Source organism: Pedobacter nyackensis, assembly GCF_900176505.1.
In the GTDB taxonomy this organism is placed as follows: Bacteria; Bacteroidota; Bacteroidia; order Sphingobacteriales; family Sphingobacteriaceae; genus Pedobacter; species Pedobacter nyackensis.
The window spans coordinates 107,181-120,261 of sequence record NZ_FWYB01000013.1 but is presented as its reverse complement, the minus strand read 5'-3'; the positions used below and the strand labels follow the sequence as shown (position 1 = coordinate 120,261).

12 protein-coding genes are annotated in these 13,081 nt (G+C 38.6%); 11 read left to right on the top strand and 1 reads right to left on the bottom strand.

The features are described 5' to 3' along the window. Positions 1-134 precede the first annotated feature (134 nt). From B9A18_RS19660 to ric, 4 genes are all read left to right on the top strand, one after another. The gene (locus tag B9A18_RS19660) at positions 135-950 is read left to right on the top strand and encodes a DUF2249 domain-containing protein (protein ID WP_084291252.1); all 816 of its coding nucleotides are present in this window, start codon (positions 135-137) and stop codon (positions 948-950) included. Continuing rightward, positions 947-2,239, top strand: coding sequence for a hypothetical protein (locus B9A18_RS19655; RefSeq protein WP_084291251.1), 1,293 nt, complete (start codon positions 947-949; stop codon positions 2,237-2,239). The genes B9A18_RS19660 and B9A18_RS19655 overlap by 4 nt, the downstream gene beginning before the upstream one ends. Then, positions 2,226-2,561, top strand: coding sequence for a metal-sulfur cluster assembly factor (locus B9A18_RS19650; protein ID WP_084291250.1), 336 nt, complete (start codon positions 2,226-2,228; stop codon positions 2,559-2,561). The genes B9A18_RS19655 and B9A18_RS19650 overlap by 14 nt, the downstream gene beginning before the upstream one ends. Positions 2,562-2,659: 98 nt before the next feature. Then, a complete protein-coding gene (gene ric, locus B9A18_RS19645; protein ID WP_084291249.1) occupies positions 2,660-3,622 on the top strand; it encodes an iron-sulfur cluster repair di-iron protein in 963 nt (320 codons plus the stop codon). A gap of 57 nt (positions 3,623-3,679) precedes the next feature. Here ric and B9A18_RS19640 read toward each other — a convergent pair whose 3' ends face one another. Next, positions 3,680-4,912: a hypothetical protein gene (locus B9A18_RS19640; RefSeq protein ID WP_084291248.1), complete on the bottom strand. Its 1,233-nt coding sequence runs from the start codon at positions 4,910-4,912 to the stop codon at positions 3,680-3,682. 162 nt (positions 4,913-5,074) lie between these two features. Between B9A18_RS19640 and B9A18_RS19635 the strand changes: the two genes are divergently transcribed. The 7 genes from B9A18_RS19635 (at position 5,075) to B9A18_RS19605 (ending at position 12,666) form a co-directional block, all read left to right on the top strand. After that, positions 5,075-5,554: a c-type cytochrome gene (locus B9A18_RS19635; RefSeq protein ID WP_084291247.1), complete on the top strand. Its 480-nt coding sequence runs from the start codon at positions 5,075-5,077 to the stop codon at positions 5,552-5,554. Between the two features lie 12 nt (positions 5,555-5,566). Then, positions 5,567-7,561 (top strand): Sec-dependent nitrous-oxide reductase, encoded by a 1,995-nt coding sequence (gene nosZ / locus B9A18_RS19630; protein ID WP_084291298.1) that lies wholly within the window; start codon positions 5,567-5,569, stop codon positions 7,559-7,561. Positions 7,562-7,624: 63 nt separating this feature from the next. Continuing rightward, on the top strand, positions 7,625-8,659 hold the full coding sequence (locus tag B9A18_RS19625) for a nitrous oxide reductase accessory protein NosL (RefSeq protein ID WP_084291246.1): 1,035 nt from the start codon (positions 7,625-7,627) through the stop codon (positions 8,657-8,659). Beyond that, the gene (gene nosD / locus B9A18_RS19620) at positions 8,656-9,894 is read left to right on the top strand and encodes a nitrous oxide reductase family maturation protein NosD (protein ID WP_084291245.1); all 1,239 of its coding nucleotides are present in this window, start codon (positions 8,656-8,658) and stop codon (positions 9,892-9,894) included. The genes B9A18_RS19625 and nosD overlap by 4 nt, the downstream gene beginning before the upstream one ends. Continuing rightward, positions 9,891-10,595 (top strand): ABC transporter ATP-binding protein, encoded by a 705-nt coding sequence (locus tag B9A18_RS19615; RefSeq protein WP_084291244.1) that lies wholly within the window; start codon positions 9,891-9,893, stop codon positions 10,593-10,595. The genes nosD and B9A18_RS19615 overlap by 4 nt, the downstream gene beginning before the upstream one ends. Positions 10,596-10,598: 3 nt before the next feature. Continuing rightward, entirely contained in the window at positions 10,599-11,366 is a 768-nt protein-coding gene (locus B9A18_RS19610; RefSeq protein ID WP_084291243.1) for an ABC transporter permease subunit, read from the top strand. Between the two features lie 25 nt (positions 11,367-11,391). Next, entirely contained in the window at positions 11,392-12,666 is a 1,275-nt protein-coding gene (locus B9A18_RS19605) for an acetyl-CoA hydrolase/transferase family protein (protein WP_084291242.1), read from the top strand. The last annotated feature ends 415 nt before the right edge of the window (positions 12,667-13,081 follow it).

The following is a 13,081-nucleotide window of genomic DNA, read 5'->3' as shown; positions in this document are numbered from 1 at the left end:
TTAATGGTGTTCCTACAATTGGCAATTTAGGTTACTCTGTTAACCAATTGAAAGGCATTGCTTGGTCCAAGCACAATATGAAAGTCGTTTTCAGGTAAACACAGCAGATAGCAACCATCATAAAAATTATACTGATGAATATCAATTTAAACACCCGGATAAAAGCATTATTGGATGTGGACCGGGAAAAGGTAATTGACAGTCTTATAAAAATAAATCGCAATTTCTCAAAGCTGCGCAATCCTGTCTTGCGTAATTTACTGGCCCGTCGTGTAACTATTGCAGAGGCCTGTAAAATTGCCGGTTGTAGTCCGAGTGATTTCTTTAACAGCATGAAAGCCATTGGTTTTGTTATTGATGAAAAGATGAAAGAGCCGGTAATTGCAAAGGTAAATACCATCGATTTTGAGCTGCAGACAAATGTCTATCAACTGGATGTTCGTCCGCTGCTTTCCAAAGATCAGGACCCGCTCAAAGAAATTCTTAACCTGGCTAAACGAATTGGGCCAGGAGAACGTATGAAGATCATCAATTCTTTTGAGCCAGTACCATTAATAAATTTACTGGCCGAAAAAGGTTTTTTGCATTTTACTGAAGTTGTGAGTGAAAAATTAATCATTACCTGGTTTGAAAAGACCGCGCAAAAAATTGCATTAACAGCCTTACCTGTTGAAGCTCATGATGAAGCTCCGCAAGGACTATTTGGTAAGGTATTAAGCCGGTTTCCTGTACACAAGATTACATATATCGACGTTCGCGGGCTAAAAATGCCCCAACCGATGATTCAGATTTTGGGACAACTTGAAAAGCTGAATGCCGATGAGTTGCTATACATTTACCATAAAAAGGTACCTGTATACTTGCTTTCCGAACTCAATAGAAGGGGGCTGCTGTCCTTGCTTAACCGTAAATCAACTGATGAAGTGGACATGCTAATTTATAGATCATGAGCAATATCAACCACAATAACCCACTTTATAGAATTGTATCAACCCATTATTTAATTGCAGGTCTGTTTTTTTTGGTGCTGGCCGGAATGCTCTTGTTTTCCCTTGAAGCCTTGTCCGGTCATTACTTTCAGCCTAAAATTCTGGCTATGACCCATACGGCTGCTTTAGGATGGGGCAGTATGATTATTTTTGGTGCTTTGTATCAACTACTTCCCGTTATCCTGGAAACAAAGTTATACAGTATCAAACTAGCCTGGGCTAGTATTACTTTCTTTGTGCCTGGAATTATACTTCTGGTTTATTGTTTCTGGATTTTCGATCCGGGGAGGTATATGCAAATTGCCGGAGTGTTGGTGTTTACCGCAATTACATTGTTTAATGTAAATGTTTTTTTTACGGTTAAGCATAAAAAACAGGAATCCATTTTCCAGGAATTTATAATTACAGCCTGTTTATGGCTTACTTTAACGGCACTGCTTGGTCTGTTGATGGTTTTTAATTTCCAATATTCATTCCTGCAAAAAGACCATTTACATTTTCTGAGATTACATGCCCATATGGGAATTGCGGGTTGGTTTCTGATGCTTATTATCGGTGTCAGCGCTAAATTGCTACCTATGTTCCTGATCTCTGGATATGAAAAAAAACACTTACTCTTATTAGCCTATTTTTCCATTAATGCAGCATTGTTATTGTTTTTACTGGACGGCTATCTTCATGGGATTAGTGGTTATACTTATTTGGTTTTGTTATTGGGCCTTACCGGAGTTTGCTTTTACCTATTTTATATTTTCAGATGTTTTCAGTCCCGCATTCGCAAGGATGTTGATTTGCCCATGGTAAAGAGTTTGCTTTCGTTTGTTTGTCTTGCTGCAGGGATATTGATTTTACCATTTATATTGTACTATCATTTAAAAAATGATGCTTTCGCAGTAAACCTGTCCACACTGTATGGAAGCCTGGTTTTTATGGGCTGGATCAGTCTGCTGATATTAGGTCAGACCTTTAAAACCCTGCCGTATATCGTATGGGTAAAGCACTATGAACAGCTTACGGGAAAGGTTAAAACACCCCTTCCATCTGACCTGATCAACAAAGGCTTACTTTATGTACAATCTTTTGCTTTCTTTCTTTTCCTGCTGGCATTTATTTCTGGTTTCCTTTTTAATTCTTTTACGCTTAAAAGCATTGCTGCAGGCAGTCTGTCGGTAACTGCATTAAGTTATTTTGCACACCTTATTGTCCTTCTTTTACATCAAACAAAGACAGCAGATTATGATCACATTTGATATTCCTGAATTTTTATTTGTCATGAAAATTACAGTTGTAGATGCTTTAAAAACAGTTATCGATCCTGAATTGCACGCCAATATTGTTGATCTGGGCTTAATATATCATGTCAAGGTAGATAATATAAATAAGTGTATCCTGATCGAAATGACCTTGTCCTCCAGAAACTGTCCCATGAGTGAGAGTATTTTATCGGCTGTTAAAAATTGCATCATACGTACTTTTCCGGATTATCAGGCTGAGGTGTCACTGGTTTGGGAGCCAGAATGGAACTACAGGACTATACCAGAAGCGGGATTAAGGAAACTTCGGGGCCTTTGATTTACATAGATTATTTCAATGTGATTGAGATCATAAACAGCGTGCATCATAGCTGGTAAATTTGTATTCATATAATAGAGTCACCTAAAATTAATATTATGGAAACGATGAACACATTAAATGTGACGGCTTTGGAGCCACGCTTAAAACATCCAAAAATTTTCGAAATGTATGACGGTCTAAACCCCGGACAGGCTTTTGTAATTGAAAATGATCATGACCCCAAGCCCCTGTATTATCAGTTTCTGGCAGAGCGAGGACAAACATTTTCCTGGGATTATCTGGAAAATGGGCCTGAAATTTGGAAAGTGAAAATTGCAAAAAAGGAAACTCAGGGTAATGAAGAAACTATAGGTGAAATTGTAACTAAAGACTATAGAAAAGCCCATGTGTTTAAGCGCTTTGGTATAGATTTTTGCTGTGGAGGAAAAAAGACTATTTCGGAGGTTTGCGAAAAAAAGGGAATTGATGCGATGGAAGTGCAAGGAGCCTTAGCATTGCTTACCGGTGAGACGACAACAACTGAAAATGATTATCTCAGATGGGACATTGGATTTTTGACAGATTACATCATCAATACACATCATCAATACGTAAAAGAGAATACCCCATTTATTATGGAACTCGCTAATAAGGTAGCGAAAGTACATGGCAGTCAACATCCAGAGACCCTCAGGATTGCCCAGCTCTTTAGTCAGGTGGGGGCAGACTTAATGTTACACATGAGCAAAGAGGAGAGAATCTTATTCCCCTTTATCAAGGAATTGGCGGCAGTTCAGCACCATGGAGGTTCAGTGCCCACTAGTGCTTTCGGAGAAGTATCCAATCCCATCCAGATGATGGAATCTGAGCATGAGCAGGCCGGTGAAGCATTGCAGACGATACGCGGAATCACCAATAATTTTACCCTGCCACAGGATGCCTGTAACTCCTATACCATACTCTACAAAAAGCTTGATGAATATGAGAACGATTTACATAGACATGTACATCTGGAAAATAATGTGCTGTTTCCTAAAGCTATTGCAGCAGAAAAGGCACTGCAGATAACTGCAGATTGATATTGAATAACCTGATTGTTGAATGAGCCAAGCAACCCGAATGCTTGGCTTTTATTGTTAAATACTTTTCAACCGCCTAGTTTTAATCAACATAGCCAGACCGCTTGCCATCGCAATGGCGGCGATGAATAAAACGATAGGTGTATTGGCCGAGGTTTGACTCATCATTACATCTAAGGCCTGGACCATTAAGACGACCTCTTGTAAGATTACCCCGAATATAAAAATCAGCAATCCTGATTTGTTTAATTTAATACCTTTTCTGCTTAGTAGCTCATGGAGATAACCAAGAATGAAAAATGAAATCACACCGAGAAAACACAGATGGAGATAGCCAATGATTACTGGCCTGAGGGCAAAGGCAAAATTACCAAAATAAGGAATGATGGATAAAGCCTGTAAAGTGATTTTGAGTGCAAATGACATGTAGGCCAGGCTCCATAAAAGAGTTGTCATTTTTTTGATAGCAATGTCCGCACTAGTGCTGATTGCTTGTAAAAGTTTGTAGCTATAAAAAAGCGCAGCAAGTTGAATGGTAGCGGAAATTGTTCCAATCCAAAATAAGTAACCTGGAATTTTAAGACCGAATATAGACAGTAGATAGTTTGGTATAACGGTTATGGCCAGGGTCAGGAATAGACATTTGTTGATTTTTATAAAGTGTAGTTTGTTCTTTTCTCTTAAAAACGAAAATAATAACCCAAAACAGGAGAAAATGAACCAACCGTTGTATTGAAAATGCAGAAAAAAATAGATGGCTGCAAAATAAAGCTCCTGAACTACGGTGCGGTTGGCCATTAGGTAAGCAAGTCCAAATACTCCAATGGAAGAAACAGCCCATAAAATTAAGGCTGTTTTAAACCAGATACCTATATGTTTTTCCTCTTTAATCTTGTTGAGATCCTTCCAGTAGTGATAGATAAAAAAATAGGATACGAAAATCGATAAGGTGGAAAAAGTAATTGAAAATAAAGCATAGCCCTGTAAGATAAAGGCAAACAACATGCCGTATGCCGTTGCCGTATTGGCGATCAGTAACCAATGGTATTTCCTATAATTGGTTACAAGACCGGATCTAAGGAGATGATTTACCATCAAAGCCATTAAAGCGAGCGTTACCCAGCCAACAAAAGCAAAATGGGAGTGACCGTGTAATAAGTTCTTTTGATTAATTAAAGGTAATGGGAAATTGATCTTGTACCGTAAAATGACACCTGCAAGGGCTACGATAAAGAAATTGATCAGTGCAATTCCGATCCACCTACTGCTATTGAATTGAATAGTTGCCATAATGTGGGACAGCGCGAATCTGCTGCTTTAAAATTTCTTGAAGTAAGACAATAAATGTCATTAAAAATATGATCACAATCTAACGTTAATATGATTGAAATCATATTCTGAGGATGGGGTATTCCGTAACATTACACTATAAAAATAAATCAATAAAATGTTATGAAAAAGCTGTTTTTGATGTTTTCAATAGCCTTGTTTGTCGCGGGATGCGCAGGTGGAGGCAATTCTGATTCCAACGGTTCGACTGAACAATCTGCTGCTGACGAGACAAAAACTCCTGGTACGGAAGCTTATGATCCGAATAGAGGGGAGGGTAAATTCAAAGATGTAAAGATTAATGATAAACTGGATGCGGAAATGGCCGACCGTGGTGAAAAACTTGCGGACCTAAAATGTATTTCCTGCCATAAGCTTACCAACGAAAAATTGGTTGGGCCGGGTTGGGCGGGTGTTACAAAACGCCATACGCCGGAGTGGATCATGAATTTTATGACCAATACTGATGCGATGATAGATAAAGACCCTAAGGTACAGGCTATGCTTGAAATCTGTATGGTACGAATGCCGAATCAAAATCTAAGTGATGGTGATACAAGAGATATCCTGGAATTCCTAAGGAAAAATGATGGTGTAAAATAATAAATGATAGATATGAAAAGAAACTTATACATTTTGTGTTCATGTGCAGCATTGTTAATGCTGATGAACCTTTCAGGTTGTAAACCAAAAAATGCGGGTGACGCCACTGGTGGTGATGCAGCCGGAAGGGTGTATGTTGCGCCAGGAAAATATGATGAACTTTATAACTTCGTTTCCGGTGGCTTTAGCGGTCAGGTTAGTGTTTATGGGATTCCTTCCGGACGCTTGTTAAGGGTGATCCCGGTTTTTTCCGTTGATCCTGAAAAAGGTTGGGGGTTCAGCGAAGAAACTAAGTCCATGTTGAATACCTCTCATGGAGAAATCCCTTGGGGAGATCAGCACCATCTTGCACTTTCTCAGACTAATGGAGAGATAGATGGACGCTGGTTATTTGCAAATGAAAATAATACGCCACGTATTGCCAGGATCGATTTAAAAACCTTTCGTACTACAGAAATCATTGAAATTCCAAACAGTGCGGGAAACCACTCTTCACCTTTTATTACCGAAAACACGGAATACGTAGTTGCTGGAACACGTTTTAGCGTGCCTATGGATAATGAAGATGGAGATGTGCCAATCGATTCATACAAAAAGAATTTTAAGGGTACTTTAAGCTTCGTAAGCGTTGCTCCTAAAGAAGGTGAAATGAAAGTTGCTTTTCAGATGGTGTTGCCCGGTATGAATTTCGATTTGAGCCATAGTGGTAAGGGGCCAAGTAGTGGATGGTTCTTTTTTAGCTGTTACAATTCAGAACAAGCGCACACCTTGTTAGAAGTAAATGCCTCTAAACGAGATAAAGATTACATTCTTGCGGTAAATTGGAAAAAGGCAGCGGAGTATGTTAAACAAGGTAAAGGAAAAAAAGTTAAAGCCAATTACGCACACAATACCTTTAGTGAAGTTACACATAGTGCAACATCAAAAATGGAGACCGAAACTACCCTTATTGATGTTAAAGATTTTCCAGATCTGGTTTATATGATTCCATGTCCGAAATCTCCGCATGGCTGTGATGTGGATCCATCTGGTGAATATATAGTAGGTAGTGGTAAATTGGCGGCACTTATTCCGGTGTTTTCTTTTAGTAAGATCCAGAATGCTATTGCAAATAAAACATATGATGGTGATTACGGTGGGATTCCTGTGCTAAAATATGAAGCTGCATTATATGGGGAAGTTAAGAAACCAGGACTTGGACCTTTGCATACGGAGTTTGATGGTAAAGGAAATGCTTATACTACTTTCTTTATCTCTTCCGAAATAGTAAAATGGAATATCAAAGATTTAAAAGTTTTAGATAGACAGCCAACTTATTATTCGCCAGGACACCTGAGTATTCCAGGTGGTGATACCAAAAAGCCTTATGGAAAATATCTGGTTGCTTATAACAAGATCACAAAGGACAGGTTCTTGCCTACTGGGCCAGAACTCTCTCAAAGTGCCCAGCTTTTTGATATTAGTGGTGACAAGATGAAATTGTTGCTGGATTACCCAACTATAGGTGAGCCGCATTATGCTCAGATGGTTCCTGCAGAATTAATTGCTAAGAATTCTCAGAAAATTTTCAGATTGGATGAGAACAAACATCCTTATGTTACCATGGGAGAGAAAAATTCTAAAGTGGTTAGAGAAGGGAATAAAGTACACGTTTATATGACTGCAATGCGTTCACATTTTTCTCCAGACAATATCGAAGGAGTAAAAGTTGGGGATGAAGTTTACTTTCACGTAACTAACCTGGAGCAGGATTGGGATGTACCTCATGGTTTCGGTGTAAAAGGGAATAAAAATGCTGAATTGCTGATTATGCCTGGAGAAACTACTACCCTAAAATGGGTTCCTGAGAAAGCGGGAATGTTCCCAATCTATTGTACCGATTTCTGTAGTGCTTTACACCAGGAAATGCAAGGTTATGTTCGGGTTTCCGTAAAAGGATCGAAAGTGCCGATTTCTTTTAGCCTTGGTAAAAACTCTGAAGCAGCAGAGGAAATGCTTAAAAAGTAGTTTTGAATAGCCCAGCTGATGCTTCATGCATAGCTGGGTCTATTTTTATGTGATCCTATAATTATGAAATCTAGAGAATTAACTGGCATAAACAGAAAAATAGTATTGGTATGTGGACTTGCTTTAATTGTGGTTCTTTTTGTTCCACTATGGCAAATAGAGTTGGCTGCACCACAATATCCTGAGGGACTTGTGTTAAAAATGTATCCCAATAAATTAGCTGGAAATGTTGACATCATCAATGGACTTAATCATTACATCGGGATGAAGACACTCCATACGGAAGACTTTCTGGAATTTACCGTGTTGCCATATATCATTACTTTCTTTGCTGTGTTTTCGCTGGCAGTGGCCATCTTTCTTCGAACTGCTAAATGGTTATTGAGTTTATTTACCCTTTTTGTAATTTTTGGAATTGTTGCAATGGCCGATTTTTGGCGATGGGAGTACCAGTATGGACACGATTTGGATCCCAATGCGGCCATAAATGTTCCCGGGATGAGTTATCAGCCTCCACTTATTGGTTATAAGCAACTGTTGAATTTTGGAGCTTACTCGATTCCAGACATTGGTGGCTGGATATTTATTGGTGTAGGAATAGGTTTGCTAACGGCAATAATACTTCAATTTAAGCATCAAAAAAACACGGCTGTTATGAAATGGAAAACACCAGCGCCCTTGTTTCTTTCACTGATCTTATTGATGGCTTCATGTAGTGTTGAGCCTAAACCTATTAAAGTCGGTAAGGATGCCTGCGTTTTTTGTAAAATGGGGGTCATGGATAAGCGCTTTGGAGCGGAATTGATTAGCAAAAAGGGAAAGATCTATAAGTTTGATGATCTCCATTGCCTGATGGAATTTAGCAAAGAAGCAACAGTTAAAAATGTGGATATTCAGGGTATGTATCTGGTGGATTATGAGAATCCTCATGGTTTCATTGATCTGCAGAAAGCCTTTTTGTTTAAAAGTGAAGCACTTAGATCGCCCATGGGAAGTAATATTGCTGCTTTTCTTACAGAAGAGCAATTAAAAGCAACTACGCAATCTATAGAAGGGAGAGTGGTACAATTGAATTCACTGATGCCAACGCTTAAATGAAAAAAGTCTTATATCTCATACTGATCAGCTACTTTGCAGTTTTCTCTGCTGATGCCAAGGTTATCAAGGTTGGTAAAACGAGAAGTGTAGCATTTATACAAAGGGCGGTAGATCTTTCTCAAAATGGGGATACTATCCTTGTTGATCCGGGATTATATAAAGAAAAAAATATCATCATTCAAAAATCGATCACTTTAAAAGGTATCAATTATCCGGTGCTGGATGGCGAAAATAAATATGCGATCATTTCAATAAAAGCAAAGAATACAACCGTAGAAGGGTTTAAATTACAGCATACCGGACGTTCAGAGATCAGGGATCTGGGGGCAATAATGATTTACGACAGTTACAAGGTATCGGCGTTAAATAATATTTTAGAGGATACAAATTTTGGTATTTACGTTCAGAACAGTAAACGCTGCACTATAAAAGATAATTCGATAACGGCTTATGGGAAAGATGAAGTTCAAAGTGGAAATGGTATCCATTGCTGGCGCTCTGATAGCTTGATTATCATTGGTAATAAAATAAAAGGGCACCGTGATGGGTTGTATTTTGAGTTTGTAAAAAACTCCCTGATCTGGAGAAATGTAAGCACACAGAATGTACGGTATGGCATTCATTTCATGTTTTCTAACCGCAATACTTATGTGAGCAATATCTTTGAACGCAACGAAGCAGGGGTTGCTGTAATGTATAGTAGCAACATTCGCATGTACAATAACCATTTTTTAAACAATTGGGGAGACGCAGCCTACGGAATTTTATTGAAGGACATTACAGATAGTGATATCTCCGGTAATCATTTCACTAAAAACACGGTTGGTTTACACATGGAAGGCTGCAGCAGAATTAAGCTTTACAAGAACATCTTTAATAACAATGGTTGGGCGGTTAAAATTCAGGCCAGTTGCGACAAGAATGATTTCAGCAGGAATAATTTTATTGGTAATACGTTCGACATTGGGACAAATGGATCCCTGGTACTGAATACATTTACTGGAAATTACTGGGACAAATACGAAGGATACGATCTTTTTAAGGATAATATTGGTGATGTGCCTTATCATCCGGTTAGCATGTATTCTATGATTATAGATAGCAATCCGGCCGCTCTAATGCTATTTAGAAGTCTAATTGTTTCCTTATTAGATAAAACAGAAAAAATCCTGCCGGGTGTGACTCCAGAAAATTTAAGAGATAACAAACCGGTAATGAGACCTATATCTTTATGATAGTAACAAAAAATATTACGAAAACCTTTGGTAAATTAAAGGCTTTAAATGACATCTCTGTTTCTTTTAATAAGGGGGAGTGTATAGCTCTGCTGGGGCCAAATGGCTGCGGAAAAACCACGCTAATCAAATCTATTTTAGGAATGGTCGTGCCAGACAAGGGGTCTATTGAATTCAATGGCCGGTCTATAAATCGTGAGTGGTTATATCGAAGTCAAGTGGGATACATGCCACAGATTGGTCGTTACCCAGAAAATATGACCATTGCAAATGTTATCGAAATGATGAAGGATTTCAGAAAAGACAGTAAGGTGCATTTAGATGAGGATCTTATACAAAGCTTTGACCTGGGCGCATTAATGAATAAAAAAATGCACACCCTTTCAGGTGGTACCCGACAAAAGGTGAGTGCTTGTCTGGCATTTCTATTCAATCCTGATGTTTTAATTCTGGATGAACCTACTGCCGGCCTGGATCCTGTATCTTCTGAAAAACTGAAAGATAAGATCATTCTTGAGAAGGAAAAAGGAAAATTGATTTTAATCACCTCACATGTTTTAAGTGAATTGGACGACCTGATTACCGAGGTGTTTTACATGCAGGACGGACGGCTGATGTTTTATAAAAAACTTTCAGAATTAAAGGCGGATACCGGGGAAGAAAAGCTGTCAAAAGCAATTGCTAAAATTATGGTCGCTTAAAACATGAAAAAAATATTAAAATACGTAATTGTAGATATCATTCAGAACAAGATAGTTTTAATCTATACCTTTCTGTTATTGTTGATTTCATTAAGTGTCTTTAACCTGGAAAGTAATGCTGCAAAGGGCTTGCTCAGTCTTTTAAACATTATACTCATATTGGTCCCCTTAATCAGTATTATTTTCTCGACAATTTATATTTACAATAGCTCGGAGTTTATAGAGTTACTGGTTAGTCAGCCTGTCAAAAGAAAGTCCATTTGGCTAAGTTTATTTGGTGGATTGGCGGCATCATTGTCGCTCGCTTTTTTTATTGGAGCGGGCATACCAATCCTGATGTATCATGGCGATGCAACGGGTATCACAATGATTTTAACTGGACTATTTTTAACGGTTATTTTTGTAAGTATAGCTATGTTAGCTGCGAGTATTACCCGCGACAAAGCAAAAGGGATAGGGCTATCCATATTACTATGGCTCTATTTTTCTCTCATCTTTGATGCACTGGTCTTATTCTTTTTATTTCAGTTTCAGGACTACCCGCTGGAAAGCGCTATGGTGTTTTTTAGTTTTCTTAACCCAATTGATTTAGGCCGCGTTCAAATCTTGTTGCAAATGGATATTTCTGCGTTAATGGGCTATACAGGGGCAATATTCAGGGAGTTTTTTGGGAACCAGGTTGGAGTGGCACTTTCTTTTTTTGGATTATCTATCTGGATTGCAATTCCACTATTTATATCACTGAAGAAGTTTAGTAGGAAAGATTTATAGAAAAAGATATTAATTTATAAGTAATATGGAATCAAAAATTATTCAAGCTGCCGAGGCAGTTAAATTTATAAAATCAGGAAATAGGGTTTTCATTCACGGTGGAGCTGCAACCCCGGTGTGCTTAGTTAAGGAGATGCAACAAAGGTCTGCTGAGCTTGAAAATGTTGAGCTGGTTAGCATTACCTCTTTGGGAGATGTTACTTTTGATCTGCCCGAACACAGGAGGTCTTTCTTTTTCAATTCATTATTTGTTTCTGCCGCAACCCGCGCAGTGGTAAATAGTGAACGTGGAGACTATGTGCCGATATTTTTGAGTCAGATTCCTCAGCTATTTCGAAAAAACATCTTGCCGATTGATGTAGCCCTTGTACAGGTATCTCCACCTGATATTCATGGATATTGTTCATTGGGTACTTCGGTAGATATAGCGAGAGCTGCAGTCGATATGGCGAAGGTTGTGATTGCCCAGGTAAATAGCCGAATGCCCAGGACGCATGGTGAAAGTTTTATTCACGTCGACAGGCTTAATGCGCTGGTTTATCATAATGCTGAACTGCCTGTCGTAGATTATTCTTCAGATGTTAATGATGTTGTAGGGAAAATTGGATATAATGTGGCATCTCTTGTCGAAGATGGTGCTACCTTACAATTGGGTATAGGAAGTATTCCGGATCAGGTTCTTAAAAATCTAAGCGGTCATAAAAACCTTGGTCTTCATACCGAGATGTTTTCTGATGGGGTTATAGACCTGATCCATAAAGGCGTGATCAATAACAGTGAAAAGAAATTGAATATAGGAAGATCTGTAACCTCATTTTTAACTGGTACCAGAAAGCTATATGACTTTGTTGACGACAACCCATCGGTTCGCGTAATGGATATTAGCTACGTGAATGATACAAGCATAATCCGGCAAAATCCTAAGGTAACTGCAATCAACAGTGCTATAGAATTGGATCTGACTGGTCAGGTATGTGCCGATTCGATCGGAACATACCAATATTCTGGTATTGGAGGTCAGATGGATTTTATGCGTGGTGCCTCATTATCAGAAGATGGAAAACCCATTATAGCCTTACCTTCTCAAACTCAAAAAGGTATCAGTAGGATTGTTCCATTTCTTAAGGAAGGCGCTGGTGTGGTTACCACCCGGGGGCATGTTCATTGGGTAGTAACTGAATATGGAATGGTAAATTTATTTGGCAGATCTCTGAAGCAAAGAGCAAGAGCACTGATTGAAATCGCGCATCCAGATCATAGAGAAGTTCTAGATCGGGCATACTTTAGCAGGTTTAAATGATAGTATTTTGGTTTGCTGTCGTTGTTTAATCAAATTTTGAAGCAAGGTGTAAAAAATGCGCTTATAGCAGTTGATATATTGAGGCGCTAAAGTTCCTAGGAAAAAAACACCTTGACCGAATGATTTTTCGGTCGCCCAAATGATTCATAAATCTGGATTTAGGACGAGTGGCGCGAGTGGGATACCTATAAGCCTGCCATCGCGTGTATCGGGATTGTTTTTTTGAACTAATCCCTTTTAAGATTGTTCTATAATTGTCGTTTTTCAGAGTAGTCAGATGTATGTGTTTGAGTTGTGGCGCTGTTTTCTGTGTGCTTGTCGCTTGATGGTAAGGAATTTAATTTTGAACAAATGACTACTCGGAGAACGACCTAGGACAATACGCAGTTATATCTTTTTCAATGTATCTATCATC

Coding starts and splice junctions, on each gene's coding strand:
- B9A18_RS19660 (WP_084291252.1), top strand. CDS start 135: ATGAATATCAATTTAAACACCCGGATAAAAGCATTATTGGATGTGGAC.
- B9A18_RS19635 (WP_084291247.1), top strand. CDS start 5,075: ATGAAAAAGCTGTTTTTGATGTTTTCAATAGCCTTGTTTGTCGCGGGA.
- B9A18_RS19605 (WP_084291242.1), top strand. CDS start 11,392: ATGGAATCAAAAATTATTCAAGCTGCCGAGGCAGTTAAATTTATAAAA.
- B9A18_RS19655 (WP_084291251.1), top strand. CDS start 947: ATGAGCAATATCAACCACAATAACCCACTTTATAGAATTGTATCAACC.
- B9A18_RS19625 (WP_084291246.1), top strand. CDS start 7,625: ATGAAATCTAGAGAATTAACTGGCATAAACAGAAAAATAGTATTGGTA.
- B9A18_RS19615 (WP_084291244.1), top strand. CDS start 9,891: ATGATAGTAACAAAAAATATTACGAAAACCTTTGGTAAATTAAAGGCT.
- B9A18_RS19610 (WP_084291243.1), top strand. CDS start 10,599: ATGAAAAAAATATTAAAATACGTAATTGTAGATATCATTCAGAACAAG.
- B9A18_RS19640 (WP_084291248.1), bottom strand. CDS start 4,912: ATGGCAACTATTCAATTCAATAGCAGTAGGTGGATCGGAATTGCACTG.
- nosD (WP_084291245.1), top strand. CDS start 8,656: ATGAAAAAAGTCTTATATCTCATACTGATCAGCTACTTTGCAGTTTTC.
- B9A18_RS19650 (WP_084291250.1), top strand. CDS start 2,226: ATGATCACATTTGATATTCCTGAATTTTTATTTGTCATGAAAATTACA.
- ric (WP_084291249.1), top strand. CDS start 2,660: ATGGAAACGATGAACACATTAAATGTGACGGCTTTGGAGCCACGCTTA.
- nosZ (WP_084291298.1), top strand. CDS start 5,567: ATGAAAAGAAACTTATACATTTTGTGTTCATGTGCAGCATTGTTAATG.